We start from the raw sequence: 14,808 nt of genomic DNA, 5'->3' as shown, positions 1-14,808 counted from the left end.
TCAGAAAGATCGAACAGATAAAACGTGATACCTCGCCATAAAACTTGAGGCAATTAAGTGTTGAGCGATACGCTTTTTAAGCTACTTAAGTTTTACAACCTATCAAATCGTATTGCAAGCTACAGAATCAAAAAAATTGGCTAATCCGTCGTGATTTCCTGACATTTGAGATGGGGCTCCCATGGCTGAATAGATACGACAACAACGCCCAACAGAAAGCTCCAGTCTCAATCGAGTCTAGTTAGTACTGACTCATTTAGTCTTGAACATTACGATCGCAGATGCAGCAAAGTCGATGACCCAGGCAACCACATGCGCGTCTACTTCACCTGCTTTCTAACAGTGGACACAAGATACATGGACTCATCTGCGATCGCAGTGTTAACACCCAATACCCGTTTGCAGCTGCCCTGGAGTTCGATAATCGACTCAAAATGGTACGGGGGCAAATTGCAGTTCTCCACAGGAACTAACCTGTCAGTTGGTAATTTCTACACCCAGAGATTCATACAATCATTAAGGCGTATTTAAGGGCGAATTATCTTCTGAAAGAGCCTTATGGGCCAGTACCCAGCATCCGGAGCATTTTGATGAAAATCAGCCAATCTAGGTAATTTTATCAAAATACATTTATTCATACTCACAGAAGTTTTCCCCAGGGTTTTCCTTAGTTTTTCCACAGGTTAAGCAGAGTTCTCCCCAGGGTGTTACGACTGATTAGCAGATCTAGCGATTCTGTGGAAAACGGTTAAGTATGGGGATCAATCTCATTTTATAAACGAATGTAACGAAAAAAATGTCTTAACCCTCTTGGTGTCGTTACCCTCAAAATCTCATTAGAAAAATATAAAGAATCGGTGCGCTTGCGAATTACCTCCTCCTCCTGCACAATGAAGCTCCACTGAATTAGGCGACCTAGTGAAGGCCTCCTTGCCCTGTGTCCCCGCTGCTGCTAGCCCCCATTTGCAGCACTTAGGTAAGGGTGATCCACTAGGCCCTGATTTGTTGTGCCCGTTAATTTAAGAGATATTAGATTTATGACTTCAGCTCCTAAAGCTTCAGCAAGTACAACAGCTCCAGTCACTGTCAGCCTGATGATCGAGATTCCTGAAACGCTACACCATTCAATACAAGATTATCTAAGCACCCACGAGCTGTGGAGTCAGGAACGCGTTATGCAGGCAGCACTTTCTCTCTTTCTGATGCAAAATGGTGCGAATCAGCCCCATGTGAATAGACTTTACCTAGACAGCCTATTTGGCTGCACTATATAGGGAGTGATCGACTACGTTGCACAGCTACGAGAAAATCAGCAGTGCCATCTCACCTCAAGATAAAAGCCTCTGTGGCGACCGAGGCTAAGGGGTGAGAACGCAGACTGGGTAACAACTGACAATTAAGCCCCATGGCAAAAGCCTGGCAGCATGCCGGGCTTTTGTGTTGTGGAGCTAACCCGCAACTTCAAGGCTCCATGATGGGAATTTTGATCCTGTTAGCCCTGGGTATGGCAGCCTTCTGCTTGTTTGGAAAAATCTTAATCAATACGATACCGAATCAGGCTACGTACTGTTTCAGGGAGAATGTCCAAATCCTGAGCAATCGCCTGCTCTATTTCGTCATAGTCTGCTAAGGGGTACTTAAATTCCATTTCTTGCAAAGAAGACCCGCCAATCTGTACTGATACCTCAGTTATCTGAAGGTTCTGATCAATTTCTGCATCAATGGCCAGAACTCTCACCATAAAGGCAACATTCACTGTCTGAGCGCCTGTAGTGTCGATCGGAACCACGTCTGAACCACTTTGACCAAAAACCTGCCTCGTTAACCAGCCGCTGCTTAGCCAAAATGCAGCCCCAGTTAGCAGCATCGGTAGTCCAAATCCCAGGCTGATTTTGAGGGTGTTTCCCATTTGCATGGCTGCCGCCTCGGTATCTATTGTGAGTATACGACTCGTCTCCAAAGGATCGTACCCCCAATGAAAATTTTACTGGTCGAGGATGATGCAGCCCAGCTCCAACCGCTTCACCAAGCGCTCAGCAAAGCCGGGCATGGTGTCGATGCCGTAGTGGACGGAGAGACAGCCCAAAAGCTGATGTGCGATCGCACCTACGATCTACTCGTGCTCGACTGGATGCTGCCCCAGATCAGTGGACTAGCATTGTGTGAGCAGTATCGTCGTCTGGGCAAAACTACTCCAGTCTTGTTTCTGACCGCCAAAGATACAATTCTCGATAAGGTAACTGGACTCAATGCTGGTGCCGATGACTACCTTGTCAAGCCTGTAAACCTAATGGAGTTTCTGGCACGGGTACGAGCGTTAGGGCGGCGCTCTCCGCTGTGGGTAGGAGATTATCTATCATTAGGAGAGCTAGAACTAAATCTCGACACCCTAAAATTACAACACCAAAATGCCAGCGTTCAGCTTTCAGGGCGAGAGTTTCAGCTCATGGAATATCTGCTACGGCATCCTCGTCAGGTACTCAGCCACAACCAGATTGAGCGAGCCTTATGGGAATGGGACATGCAACCCGACAGTAAAGCTGTCGCGATTCTGGTGCATCGCCTACGCCAACGTCTACAGTCTATCCAGGCTCATGGCTGGCTGCAAACTGTTTATGGCATAGGATATCGCTTAGCTATCCCTGAAACGGAGTCTTAGAGCTGATGTTCGAGCACAGTCGCCTTAACCTAGCTCGGTGGTTTAGTCTCTCCATGGGCAGTATTTTAGTAGTTTTTGCCGGAATACTCTATACCTGGAGTGCTCGCAGTCGTCTCTATTCTTTTGACCAAGAGTTGTACAACACAAGCCAGGTAATTGCCTCTGGAGTGGAAGAAATCACCTTTGACGCACAACATCATATCGACTTAGAAGACGCCCCCATCTTGGGCCGTGATAGCATCAAGCTGGATACTAATATCGTCTTTGCCCGGTGGTACACCCCTGACAAAAAACTGTTGCAGTTTATGGGAGAAATACCTACCCCTGTTCTGGAGACAACATTAGGATTTCAGACACTACAGGGCATTGAGTCTGCTCCATTGGAACCACTACGGCAGTTGACTCTGCCCGTTTATAGGGATGATCGACTGCTGGGTTATCTACAGGTGGCAGCATCCCTCACCCCGGTGATGAGACCCCTACAACAACTGCGCGTGTTTCTAGGCATCGGATTACCGATTACCTTAGCGGCCATTGCCGGCACTGGCTGGTTTTTAGGTGGCAAAGCGATGAGACCCATTCGCAATGCTTATCATCGGCTACAGCAGTTTACCGCCGATGCCTCCCACGAACTGCGGGCACCTTTGGCTGCAATTATCAGCAATGCCCAACTTGGCCTGATGGAACCCACTTCCCCAACAGAGCAAACCCATTGCTTGAAGACTATTTCTGTAACCGGAGAGTCAATGAGTACATTAGTGGGGCATCTCTTATTTCTAGCCCGGCACCAGGGGAATTTGCCTGCTGAAGTCTTTCAGCCCATCGATGTAGTTGCCCTACTAAAGACTATTAAAACTAACTATGCTCCTCGGCTAATGGCTCAGAACCTGCACTTTGACAGTATGCTCCCCGATGGTTCTGCAACAGTACAGGGAGAGCATGGCTTATTGCAGCAAGCCATTGCTAATTTGTTGGACAATGCCTGTCACTATACTCCGACAGGAGGAATGATTCGTCTGAAATGTCAAGTTCAAGCTTGCTGGATTGTTATTCAGGTTGAAGATTCTGGGATTGGTATTCCGGCAGCAGACCTACCTCATATTTTTGAGCGATTTTATCGAGTTGATCAGCATCGATCGCGGCAGGCAGGCGGGTTTGGCTTAGGACTAGCTATTGTGCACCAAATTGTTGAGTTGCATGGCGGACAAATTAAGGCTAACAGCCAACTGCAACAAGGCTCACAGTTTGAAATTCGGCTACCCCTAGCCGCTGATTATATCCCTTGAAACCTTCGTGTTACTTTTAGGCCACATCATAGAATCCAGATCTTTATTAGACACCGTTGCGAAGTAATCTGGAGGAGTTCAACCATGAAGACACTTTTATTGGGTGCAAGTGCTACCACCATAACTGTGCTAACCGGCCTAGCCATGCCGGGGATGGCTCAAACCCAAACCACCGTTGAAACACTGCGTAGTAACAATATCGTCACACTGTCTGGAGAAGTGGTACGTCTGATGGGTGATGACTTTCTGCTTGATGATGATACTGGACAAATTGAAGTCGACGCTGAAACTAGCGCTATGCGCGAGGCAGCCATCTCAGTAAACACCACAGTTACTGTTACTGGCTATTATGACGATGACGAATTTGAAGCTCTCACCTTAACCCCCAATGGTGGTGAAACCATCCCTGTATTGGATGACTAATAAAGTCGCTTAATACAGCTCTTAATTTATAGCTACTCTATACGGTTGCGTTAGAGCTATGATTCGTGTGCTTGTCACGGCTAGCCGGCTACGCCTTGCCAAATTATTAGAAAAAGGGCTTCAGCTTCAAGGCTGGAACACTTGCGTTGCGACCACCTACAACGCTGTTATTGAAAAAGTGAAGCACACCCCTACCGACTTGGTGTTAGTCGATGCCGATTTCTTTCAAGCCGAGACCCTGCCATTGCTAGCAGTGCTCCAGCAGCAGAGGCTTCCCTTTGTTGTGATAGCTAAAGATTATCAAGTAGGGGGGCATGACCTGCGACAGGCCACCGCTGCTGAAGATATCTTGATCAAACCCTTTTCCACTAAGCATTTAATTACTGTTCTCAGCCAAAAAATCACCCTTGAAGAGTATTAAGCAGTCAGTGACTTCACCTAATTGTTCTGGTTTACGTTTTCTCGATCCAGTTCATCCAGAGTTATTACTTGAGGGATTTTCTTATGAATTAATTCACAAGCAGTACCTACAACAGGGAAGACCTCTTCTTATGAAGGGACTGTTAGAGAATTCAGATGGTTGGAGCCTTGAGTTTCTTCGCAAACATTTGGGCACACAACTGTTTCCTGTTCGCCAATATGGAAGAGAACGATATCAACAGGACAAGCGCCAATGGAAGGATATGGGCAGTGGCGTATCTGTTAGTAGTCTCACCTTTGAAACCTACGCTGATCTGATTCTCAATGGTGACGCACACAAGTACGATCTCTATCTCGCTAGATGCAGCCTTAAGGGAACATCTCTAGAAAAGGTTTCTGTACTTTCTCCAGTTGAACAGCTACTGAAGTTGTCAAATCCCGTTACTCCTGAAAATCTATGGTGTGGTCCTGCAGGACATACCTCTTGCTTACACTATGACCCAATGGATGGCACACTTGCTCAATTGGCAGGCACCAAGCAAGTCACATTATTTCCACCTTCTCAGCTCTACAATTTATATCCATTTGCCGTGTGGAATCACTTAATGCATGGGGCAAAACGTCGTGCTGTTTACAGTAAGGTCTATCCAGATAATCCAGATTTGAAAGTCTTTCCAAAGTTTAAAATGGCTATGCCTCATCGGATTGATATCACCCTCCAACCAGGGGAAATGCTCTTTATTCCAGCTGGTTGGTGGCATGAGATTACTTCTGTGGGCCATGGCATGGTTTGTTCGATCAACCGCTGGTGGAATGTACCACTCTCAAGAACATTTTCGAACTGGAGCAAGCTACGTGCCCATATTGGTAGCTTATTGGGAATACCCCACACGTTGCTAAACTTTGCAGATGCGATGGCCTCATCGGATAGTCGCCAGCACAAGTTGAGGGCATTAATACAGCGCTTTTAGCCTGTTTAGATAGAACAAAAACAAGCTATGCAACAGGCCATTGACCCGCACTAAGTGAGCAAACACACACTAAAAACCCATGGGGATCACAAAAACTGGTTGGGAATGCACCTGGTATGGCTTGAATCCCTATACACCAGAGAAAGAATTAGCGCTCCTATCTCTCAAATCCTCTTAAAGTACAGCCCCCCTGGCAGCGATGTCAGGGGATTTTTATGCAAAGCCTATGATTGTGATTAACACCATATAGGACTGCATTGAGTTACTGTGCAGCTGCCGATTCAATATCAATGGTGAGTTCATAGGTAGTAGCATTTTCTCGCGACCCACCAACAATCACCATATGGTCTCCCGGATGGGGCAACAGAATAGTTTCTTCTTTCGCTTTATTGGCCAGAATATAACGGCTCGGAGAAATCACATCAAAGAGCGCATTGTTCTCCAGTGACTTGATGGACAAATTCATTTGCTCCCCCCCATCTACCCTCAAATAGTAAACATTCTGCTTACCCTGGAGAGCGCTATTGCTTAGCGTAATGGAGCTGGTTCCTGGTGCAAATCGGACTGATTCTGTCAGGCCAGTGTTTATGTCATCAAGCAGATCACTGGCTTCTAAACCATTGAAATCCTGAAAAGCTTGGCTAACTAACTGACAGTCCGTCAGGTTGAGCACATCCTTACCGATCGTGAGCGTATCATCTGTAAAGCTCCAGGTCTCATCATCCGCTTGAAAATCATGTTCACTCCAGGTAAATACCCGCATTTTCCCTTGATTATCGGCTATTTTGCCTGAAAATGACTGGGCATAGGTGGCATAATTCCCTGCCTCATCATTTTGTGCTGCAGAGCGGGCATCCCCTTGAATGCTTTGGCGCTGATAGTCAATGGTCAAACGCAGGTTAGTTGTCAGGCGATCATTGTCTAGTCGATAACATTGACGTTTAGGTCTACTAAAAGCCGTAGCAGGCGAATCTGGCGGTGTATTGGCCAATTGATACTCAGCATCAGACGTTTCGATATCCGATGGTTGTGTTGCAGCAGATGGGGCTGATTCTTCAGCTTGGCGACTCGTTACGACAGGGTTGCAACTGCCAAGCAAACTAGCGGTGAATAATCCGAGTAAAGTGATCTGCGCCTTCAACCGAACCATAGTAAGTAATTCCATAGTGACCGATCTGCCAATCCTACCGAGCCAGGGCCACCATTACCTGAGTAATAGGACTTAGATCAATAAGTCAACTAGTTTAATCATGTAGGACAGCATAGTGTACACCAACACTTTTGCAACCTGCCAAACCTTATCTAAGCCTCTTGAACAGGCTGAGGCAGCGTATGCCGTTTATTCGCCTTAACCCCAGTCATCTGGTAAAGCTCACTCACGTACACTGCAATCAAACAGCTCTCGCGTTTCCGTAATCACAGCCTATCTGTAAGCATCATCATCATGATCCTTAGCATCCCATAGACTTAACTCACTGGTCAGCAGAAACAACAGAGACAAATAACAACGTTACCATTTGTATCAGAGAAGAGATTTTGAGGCACTACAGGAATATGCTGTACACATGAGTTGAAAAGCTCATAGCTGCTACACAAGGAGGTTTAACGATAGATAGCTCGATAGAATCGTTCGACGACTCAAAAACAGCACTCAAACACATCACTGATATTTCTTCTTACTTGCACTAGAGAGCCATGTTGATAATAGGTTCGCCTGATATACAACAACTCTAAAAAGTCTTGTTTGATTTAGAAGAGTCCCTCAGTCGATTGTTCTGGGTGCTGTTGTGATTTAAAGCTGTAATCGCAGACACAAAATACCTCAGTAGACAGAACTCTGTATTACTTACCTAAATTTATTTAGGCACCCTCTATATTTAACTCGAAGCCTCCATGGGTCTTAGTAGCTGTGGGGGCTTCTTATATTGAATAGATATTGGGCAGTTGCGATGCTCCGCTGGAGCGGCTCCGCCAACACAACCCACAATCACCCTTGTGACCCATATCACTACATTTCCTCAGCCAAATTCAGAAACCCCTTAAGCAACCTTCAGTTTACGGTCAGATAGCGTTCAGGTAGCCCCGGCATCCTTGTAATCAATGAAGCAAGTAAACACACTTCACGAATTCATAAGGAGCTTTAACCATGAAACGCACACTTCTTTCCGCTTTAACTGTTCTCGTTGCCTCCGCTGCGATCGCACCCATCGCTGCCGCCGCTGAGCCCGCTAGCTTCAATATTCAGTCCGCTCGCCTCGAAGCGCTAGACGCCCGCACTAAGAATTCCGTCCATAAACTACGCCTTGAGCACCTTAACAACCAAACCAAGGCTATCGAAGATATCCAAGCCGCTCGCCTTGACGCCCTGGATGCCCGCACTAAGGCTATCGATAACATTCAAGCTGCTCGCTTAAATGCGCTGGACGCTCGCACCAAAGCCGTTGATAACATCCAAGAGACTCGGCTCAACGCCCTGGATGCTCGCACTAAGAACAGTGTTCACAAGCTACGTCTTGAGCACCTTAACAACCAATCTAAAGCGGTTGAGGATATCCAAGCCACTCGTTTGGAAGCATTGGATGCTCGTACCAAAGCTGTTGATAACATCCAGGAAGCACGCCTCGATGCTCTAGATGCTCGTACTAAGTCCGTCCGCTAACAGATTGCTGAGCTGTTGCGGTGCTCAGGTTGACAAGCTTGGGTGCCTGGGGCCGAACTGTTGCGGTGCTCCGACTAAAAATTCTGGATGCCCGGTGCAGACTCCGTAATCTGTGAAATGCTTCATTATTTCAGGGCACCCTTTTCTATTCAGACTCTCCCTACAACACACACTCTAGAGCCTCTACCCTACTGGTAGGGGCTTTTTTTAAATTAATGGAACCTGATGCTGGGAAAATATGACTGAATAATTCTGATGATCCACTCAGTTTTAAGGAAAAGACAATGCCCATTGATCCATATGAACCAGAATTAGCAAAACGAAAAACCATACTTGCGATCGCAGATCGTCAGCTAAAGCAAGCGATGTCAGCCTTCTCTAATCTGAACAAAGTAAATTCACAAGAAAAGCTGAATGGAGTGTTAATAGCGCTCAAGGACTATCAGGACGCAGCCAAAGGCGTATCGCAGTGGGTGCAACAAAAACCCCAAAAATAGTGATATCACAACCAGCAACACCATCAACTATCACACTCCATAGAGTTATCTCACTGCTTCACAGGGAAAACAATGACAAATAACAACATTAACGTTTGTATCAGAGAAGAGTTTTTCAAACATTGTCGGAATATCCTAAGGACATGGGCTGAAAGGCTCATGGTCATAACGAAAGGAGGTCTAACAATAGATATCTCGATAGAATCGTTTGACGGGTCAAAGACAGCACCCAAACGAATCACTGACACCTCTTCTCACTTGCAATAGAGAGCCCTGTTTATAGTAGGTTCACCTTACATAAAACAACTCTAATTAGAAGTTGTGTTGAATTTAGAAGAACTCTTCAGTTGATTGTTTTGGGTGCTGTTACACTTTCAAGATTCACTAGACCAATTATCCAGCGTCAGAACTCACTGGACAACGGTGCACTATCTCCTCAGAATCCTTTAGTTAATACTCTATCGGAGCATTTCACAGTGATCGCTGACACATACGACTAAAAATTGATGACTGTGTGAGGAGACGATAGGCTTGTGCTGAAAAAGGGTGTATACAAACCATCGCAACATACAGTGGGTTCGCGGACAAAGCATAGTATGGAATAACCTCCTATAGCGAACCGTATATCTAAGTAGACAGAAACCTGTACTACTTGACCCTTTATATCTAAACCGAAGCCTCCATGCGCCGTCGTGTTCGTGGGGGCTTCATTACGCATAGACTAGGGCAACATCAATGGATATCCAGAAATTAAGAGGAAGTGAGACTAGTGACATACATATTTTGATGACTCTTGTGCGTGCACCGCTTCAATTAGTTGCTGAAACCTTAACCCAGATCAAACAAGTCAAGCATTGGTATACAGATGTTTACGCAACCTCTGTAGATATACCTTCACAGGGGCTCATTCTCATTCAATTTAAGGGACATCCCTGGACAATTATTCGCTATCTAAAGGGGCAAACATATTCAGGCTATGAAGAAGATGCCAAACTTCTCTCCAAGGAACTAGCAAGCCAAGCCTTGTATTACTTTAATTGTGATACTTCAGGTGAACTGGTCTACAAGTTTTATGATAATGGTCTTTGTCAAGAAGAGATGATTTGTAGCCATGATGAGGATTTGACTTTTCGATCAAGCTTAACGTCAACAGAAAAAGAAGATATGGGTAGTCCCTATTTGTTCACTGAAGATTTTTTAGTTGAACAGGATATTTATATTCCTGCCATTTGGATTCCCGACTTATCACCCATGTCTGGGAAAAATTTTCAAGATATAAAACTGGAGTTTTTTGGGTTTCTTCCTAATTCTTTGAATGCTGTTAAATTTGAGCGTTCATATTTTGAGCGTGTTGATTACTTCTCCATAAGTTGAGTTATTTTTATTTCAAAGTAAATAGCCCATCAACCTGTTAGAGGCGTTCAGCAGGTTGATGGGCTAGCTTTTTTTAATTACTAAGCAAAAATGGAGGATCACTCACCACGCTACGAATCTGACCCGACAGTCTCCTTAGATTTCCTCTGCGCGGCAGTGTCCCTCTCCTACGTGTCCTAAGCCTTTATAGATGTCGGCGAGCTGAAGTTTCTCCACCTTGGTCAGCCGTGCCTCCAAGTCTTCAGGAGTTACATTAACAACACCATCTTGTGCTAAAGCCGCAAACGGGTCAAATCCCAGCGCCCCGCGATTGAGGACCTCATCTGCAGGTATATCAATATCACCAAACAGATGGTCAAAGTGAAACGTGGCTTCCACATCTGCCGTTCCTTCAGGATCTAAAATCCCTTTACGCTCATCACCAATAAAATCGCCGCAGAAGAATTCTAACGACGGATTCATGGCAATTTCAAAAGGAATGGTTTCACCATCACGGGTTGCTGTTCCGATTAATACCAAGGATGGTTCACCCTCTGAAACTAACTTCCAAGATAGAGCGTTATAGCGACCTGCTGGCGTCTCTACCTGTTTTACCAAAATGGGTGCAGCAGTTGCATCCCCCTCAGCTAGATCCACATTGGCGGCATCTGCTAGCACAGTGTTGGTTTGAGCTGTAATTTCTACATCAGCATCTGGATTAAAAGGAGGCGATGTCTGGTAAGCAACAACATCCTGGATATTGGTATAGGCATGGTCAAACTCAATTTGCCAGCCATCTTTACTAGTAAACCCCTGTCGAATAAAGTCTTCACCATTAGCCCTTAATTCTAGGGTACCGACTTTAGCCTCAGGTGACTGGGTACAAGCAACTCCCCCTAACAAGAGCGGGAAAACAGCCACATGCAACAACCAGTTTCTAGACATAGTTCTTCCTCAAACAGCCATCTAATTGAAACGTTGTTACCCTGATCTCTCAATGCCCCCTAGGGGGACAAACGCCTATTATTAGAAATTCTATTCTAAACTCGCCTAATCTCCCTAGCCAGGTCTTGTCGACTTATTATTCAGCCTCCCTAATGGGAAATTCTTCACCTGCTTGATAGGCATCAAAATATTTTTTGAAATAAGTCGTACTGGTAACGTTGGGTTCGTCGATGGTATCTGGGGTGTGCTCATAAATAGGTACACGCTGACGAATTACTTCAATTAATTTTGGATTAAGCTCTTCAAAAGTTTCCACTCGCTGAATGGTGGTTTCAAATCTCAGACGAGCAGGATGCTCATAGCCCATCTTCATCCATGGGAGCCAGGGACAATCGCGAGCCCAAAGGGGGGTGGGCGCTGTCACTCCAGGGCGGACAGCGTAGGTTGTGAAATATTCGGTGCCTTGAAATGTAGGCCCAGGGCAGTGTTCGCGATACTGAGGATCGTCAGCCAGGGGATGGGGATAGGTGAGGGGTATCTCCTGGACTTTTTTTAGGTAAGGTTGCCCCGCAGGAATCGTCGTCGTTTTGGGGCTGACATCTCCCTGCACAACTCGGTTGGCAATGGGTACTACGGATACGGGTGGCCGATTGGGAAAGGGTTGCCACTGGGTAAGTACATCGCCAGTGTCTAGATCGCAATAGAGGCCTAGCTCTCGATTAATACGGTGGCCATACTCGCCATTTTCACCAGAGCAAAGGAATACTTTGGTGGCATTCATGCCTGCGATCGCAACTATCTTCTCTAACGGCGCTTCAGGTGACAGTCGCCACCACACCGTTCCCTCCCATCGATAATAAAGCTGCTTACCATGGTAATGACGATAAAAGTCCAGGTTACTGACATCGTAGGCACGATCTAAATCAGTCATCAGTAACATCCCCAAAAAACATCACCCTGAGTTCAGGCTTACCTTAATCCTACCTAGGAAGAAATGAAAAAAGTATCAAGGGCTACCAATAGGGAGCAATTATAAAGAAAATAAGTAATTACACCTATTTGTTATCTTTCCATGGGATTCTTAACTCAAGTTGATAGTTCAACACGTTTCTTCCAGTTGTGAAACATTGAAAGGTACAGATGTTTAGGCAAGAAATGTGAAAGTCAGCGCATTAACCCTTCGTTACCAGGGCAATGCCTGCTACTGAGCTTCCTAGGTTTTGCTAGTGTCTGTCGATGCTGGCAATTTCAGAACCGGGGTTGTCTGTTTTATGATGGGCAGCTCCTGGGGTGGGTTAACAAGGAGCGGGCGAGACAGCTTTACGCTGTTTCAACCGCTTTTTTTTTGCCATAGCGGTCAGCGGCCCAAGCTACCCTAAGCATGTGTGGTGTCTTGAGTTATCCATGGAAACATCCAAAAATCCCCAATCCCTATGGCAGCTAAAACCTTGGTGGTGCCAACCCTGGTCCATCGTTTTAACTGGCCTGGCTATCCCTACAATTAGCTGGATATGGCTGCATCGCTGGTGGATTACAACACCTGTTGCATTCGTGATTTTCGTCTGGTGGTATTTGTTTTTATATTTAGTCCCAAAGCAATACAAAACCACCCAATCTGACCTATGAAGTATCTACCCCTTGCCGCCCGTGTTTGCTTAGCGCTGATCTTTCTAAAAGCAGGCATTAATCATCTGATGGGCTTTTCTGATTTTGCTGACATGCTGGGTCAGCGTTTGCCCCTTGGCAGTCTATTAGCGGCTGCAACCATCACTTTTCAGCTCCTGGGGAGTCTGTCATTACTCCTGGGTTACAAGACCAAAATTGGCGCACTGCTGCTGGTTCTGTTTCTAATTCCAGCGTCGCTCATGTTTCACAATTTCGTAGCAGACCCTACTCAGATCAATTCATTTCTCAAGAACTTAGGCCTGATCGGTGGACTGCTCATGGTGATTGATGCTGGTGCAGGGGCTGTGAGTTTAGATAGAGCCCTCAAACATTAGTCTTTTGAATTTTGAGTGTTGGGTTTTCTAGGGGTTAACCATACGGCCCTGAACCATAGTCCGATACGACATCCTGACTGATAGGATCGCTCACAACTCACTCAACTCGCCCCAGGGAGTTGCGCATTGTCCAATTGTTGCTCCAGTTCTTCGACGGTGGGTAGCGTCCCTTGCAAATCCGCCGGTAGCTCACGCCCCAGCCGATGGGTGGCCACACCAATCGGCTTGTTGACATCCCGCAAAGAATACTCCGCCACCGTCACATCATTGGACTTGCACAAAATCATGCCAATCGTAGGCTGGTCATCTGCATGACGCAGCAGATCATCGACTGCCGAGACAAAGAAGTTCATCTTGCCGGAAAACTCCGGTTCAAACTCACCTAGCTTCAGGTCAATCACCACAAAGCAGCGTAGCTTCAGGTGGTAAAACAGCAAATCAATGGCATACTCCTTGCTACCCACCTGGATGGGATATTGGCTACCCACAAAGGCAAAGCCCACACCTAGCTCTAGCAAAAAATCTCGAATGTGGCCTAACAAAGATTGCTCCAAGTCTCGCTCTTGGGCATCGGCTGCCAGGGTTAGAAAGTCAAAATTGTAGGGATCTTTAATGAGATTTTTAGCCAGATCGGACTGGTCCGGCGGCAGCGTACGCTCAAAATTGTTGATGGCTGCGCTTTTCTGATGGTGTAGCCCCTGATCAATCTGCATAAGCAGCACATTGCGACTCCAGCCATGCTCAATGGTCTGGCGCGCATACCAAAGACGCTCTTCAGGATCTTTGAGGGCATCCAACAGTCGGACATTATGGCCCCAGGGAATTTGTGAGAACACCTGGCGCACCAGCTGAGCATCAGGGTAGGCATCGGCAAAAGAACGCATGTACTTGAGGTTACGGGACGAAAAGCCAGTCATTTCAGGAAAGTCGCGTTTGAGATCCTTAGCGAGGCGATCAATGACCTTAGTGCCCCAACCTTCTTGCTGTTGACGGTCTAAAATTTCGCGTCCAATCTGCCAATAGAGCAGAATCAATTCTTGATTGACGGCTAAGGCTGCCTTAACCTGGGCCGAGCGAATACGATCCTTGAGGGATTGTAAAAATCGGCGGTAGTTATCGGGTGACAGGGGATTAGCCATGGGTGGCAAGCGAAGAGCAGTCTTTGGCGTCAAATTTAGCTCACTATAGCCCCACTTGCTGACTGCGACTGCGCTCAACCAGCGGCCATGTCTGCATGGGTTGAGACCAAGATAGTGGCCTGTCTACATTGGCTGAGTGCAACGGATCTGACCTTTAGTAGTCATGCTTCATCTGTTACGTTTTGAAAAAATTTATATTTTTTGTAACAATACCCCCAATAAAGAAATTGGCTGTCCAAAACCCTCAAGGTCTTAGACAGCCAAGGCAATCATCACTATTTAGCATCCTGACTTCTACTAAAGAAATCTGAGATGCCTTCACATTCATTAATATAAGCTAATAAAAGTACAAAATGTAAATTTTCTTATGAATGAGGGTAAATTCCATCAATGCGTCCCATGTCCCATGGATACCCTCGACCCATCAGGCAACAAAAACGATTCAAAACCATGTAG

At 46.0% G+C, this 14,808-nt stretch carries 17 protein-coding genes; 11 read left to right on the top strand and 6 right to left on the bottom strand.

Annotated features, from left to right (window positions below):
• Positions 1 to 320: 320 nt before the first annotated feature.
• Positions 321 to 449, bottom strand: a complete 129-nt coding sequence (locus tag SPB21_RS24685) for a hypothetical protein (RefSeq protein ID WP_499867923.1) — start codon at positions 447 to 449, stop codon at positions 321 to 323.
• A 588-nt stretch (positions 450 to 1,037) separates the two neighbouring features.
• On the opposite strand from SPB21_RS24685, the gene SPB21_RS24680 reads away from it, so the two are divergent.
• Positions 1,038 to 1,274 carry a DUF2811 domain-containing protein gene (locus SPB21_RS24680; RefSeq protein WP_163666158.1) on the top strand — a complete coding sequence of 79 codons (237 nt, stop codon included), beginning with the start codon at positions 1,038 to 1,040 and terminating at the stop codon, positions 1,272 to 1,274.
• Positions 1,275 to 1,534: 260 nt separating this feature from the next.
• On the opposite strand, the gene SPB21_RS24675 is transcribed toward SPB21_RS24680, so the two are convergent.
• On the bottom strand, positions 1,535 to 1,915 hold the full coding sequence (locus SPB21_RS24675; protein WP_163666156.1) for a hypothetical protein: 381 nt from the start codon (positions 1,913 to 1,915) through the stop codon (positions 1,535 to 1,537).
• 60 nt (positions 1,916 to 1,975) lie between these two features.
• Here SPB21_RS24675 and SPB21_RS24670 point away from each other — a divergent pair, with 60 nt between their 5' ends.
• The 5 genes from SPB21_RS24670 to SPB21_RS24650 all read left to right on the top strand — a co-directional run bounded on the left by SPB21_RS24670 (position 1,976) and on the right by SPB21_RS24650 (position 5,759).
• Entirely contained in the window at positions 1,976 to 2,659 is a 684-nt protein-coding gene (locus SPB21_RS24670; protein ID WP_499057251.1) for a response regulator transcription factor, read from the top strand.
• Positions 2,660 to 2,664: 5 nt separating this feature from the next.
• Positions 2,665 to 3,945 (top strand): sensor histidine kinase, encoded by a 1,281-nt coding sequence (locus SPB21_RS24665; RefSeq protein WP_499057253.1) that lies wholly within the window; start codon positions 2,665 to 2,667, stop codon positions 3,943 to 3,945.
• A gap of 84 nt (positions 3,946 to 4,029) precedes the next feature.
• Positions 4,030 to 4,368, top strand: a complete 339-nt coding sequence (locus tag SPB21_RS24660) for a NirD/YgiW/YdeI family stress tolerance protein (protein ID WP_499867922.1) — start codon at positions 4,030 to 4,032, stop codon at positions 4,366 to 4,368.
• A gap of 58 nt (positions 4,369 to 4,426) precedes the next feature.
• The gene (locus SPB21_RS24655) at positions 4,427 to 4,789 is read left to right on the top strand and encodes a hypothetical protein (protein ID WP_499867921.1); all 363 of its coding nucleotides are present in this window, start codon (positions 4,427 to 4,429) and stop codon (positions 4,787 to 4,789) included.
• Positions 4,790 to 4,796: 7 nt separating this feature from the next.
• A complete protein-coding gene (locus tag SPB21_RS24650; RefSeq protein ID WP_499867920.1) occupies positions 4,797 to 5,759 on the top strand; it encodes a cupin-like domain-containing protein in 963 nt (320 codons plus the stop codon).
• 262 nt (positions 5,760 to 6,021) lie between these two features.
• On the opposite strand, the gene SPB21_RS24645 is transcribed toward SPB21_RS24650, so the two are convergent.
• Complete coding sequence (locus SPB21_RS24645) at positions 6,022 to 6,909, bottom strand: hypothetical protein (protein ID WP_499867919.1); 888 nt, start codon at positions 6,907 to 6,909, stop codon at positions 6,022 to 6,024.
• A gap of 996 nt (positions 6,910 to 7,905) precedes the next feature.
• Between SPB21_RS24645 and SPB21_RS24640 the strand changes: the two genes are divergently transcribed.
• The 3 genes from SPB21_RS24640 to SPB21_RS24630 all read left to right on the top strand — a co-directional run bounded on the left by SPB21_RS24640 (position 7,906) and on the right by SPB21_RS24630 (position 10,289).
• The gene (locus tag SPB21_RS24640) at positions 7,906 to 8,418 is read left to right on the top strand and encodes a hypothetical protein (protein WP_499867918.1); all 513 of its coding nucleotides are present in this window, start codon (positions 7,906 to 7,908) and stop codon (positions 8,416 to 8,418) included.
• 284 nt (positions 8,419 to 8,702) lie between these two features.
• Complete coding sequence (locus tag SPB21_RS24635; protein WP_163666140.1) at positions 8,703 to 8,915, top strand: hypothetical protein; 213 nt, start codon at positions 8,703 to 8,705, stop codon at positions 8,913 to 8,915.
• Between the two features lie 735 nt (positions 8,916 to 9,650).
• Positions 9,651 to 10,289 carry a hypothetical protein gene (locus tag SPB21_RS24630; RefSeq protein ID WP_163666138.1) on the top strand — a complete coding sequence of 213 codons (639 nt, stop codon included), beginning with the start codon at positions 9,651 to 9,653 and terminating at the stop codon, positions 10,287 to 10,289.
• 135 nt (positions 10,290 to 10,424) lie between these two features.
• Here the strand turns inward: SPB21_RS24630 and SPB21_RS24625 are convergent, their stop codons facing one another.
• Complete coding sequence (locus SPB21_RS24625; protein WP_163701206.1) at positions 10,425 to 11,213, bottom strand: DUF4382 domain-containing protein; 789 nt, start codon at positions 11,211 to 11,213, stop codon at positions 10,425 to 10,427.
• A gap of 136 nt (positions 11,214 to 11,349) precedes the next feature.
• Positions 11,350 to 12,144, bottom strand: a complete 795-nt coding sequence (locus SPB21_RS24620) for a DUF1838 family protein (protein WP_163701203.1) — start codon at positions 12,142 to 12,144, stop codon at positions 11,350 to 11,352.
• Between the two features lie 473 nt (positions 12,145 to 12,617).
• Here SPB21_RS24620 and SPB21_RS24615 point away from each other — a divergent pair, with 473 nt between their 5' ends.
• A complete protein-coding gene (locus tag SPB21_RS24615; RefSeq protein WP_490793736.1) occupies positions 12,618 to 12,839 on the top strand; it encodes a DUF6737 family protein in 222 nt (73 codons plus the stop codon).
• Positions 12,836 to 13,213 (top strand): DoxX family protein, encoded by a 378-nt coding sequence (locus SPB21_RS24610; protein ID WP_163666130.1) that lies wholly within the window; start codon positions 12,836 to 12,838, stop codon positions 13,211 to 13,213. Before SPB21_RS24615 ends, SPB21_RS24610 begins: the two co-directional genes overlap by 4 nt.
• A 101-nt stretch (positions 13,214 to 13,314) precedes the next feature.
• On the opposite strand, the gene SPB21_RS24605 is transcribed toward SPB21_RS24610, so the two are convergent.
• Positions 13,315 to 14,352 carry a PDDEXK nuclease domain-containing protein gene (locus SPB21_RS24605; protein WP_499867917.1) on the bottom strand — a complete coding sequence of 346 codons (1,038 nt, stop codon included), beginning with the start codon at positions 14,350 to 14,352 and terminating at the stop codon, positions 13,315 to 13,317.
• Positions 14,353 to 14,808: the final 456 nt, after the last annotated feature.

Origin of the sequence: Leptothoe sp. ISB3NOV94-8A (genome assembly GCF_043421595.1) — a bacterium.
In the GTDB taxonomy this organism is placed as follows: domain Bacteria; phylum Cyanobacteriota; class Cyanobacteriia; order Phormidesmidales; family Phormidesmidaceae; genus Leptothoe; species Leptothoe turfae.
Note: the sequence above shows the minus strand (reverse complement) of the source record. Positions and strands in the feature narration are given on the sequence as shown.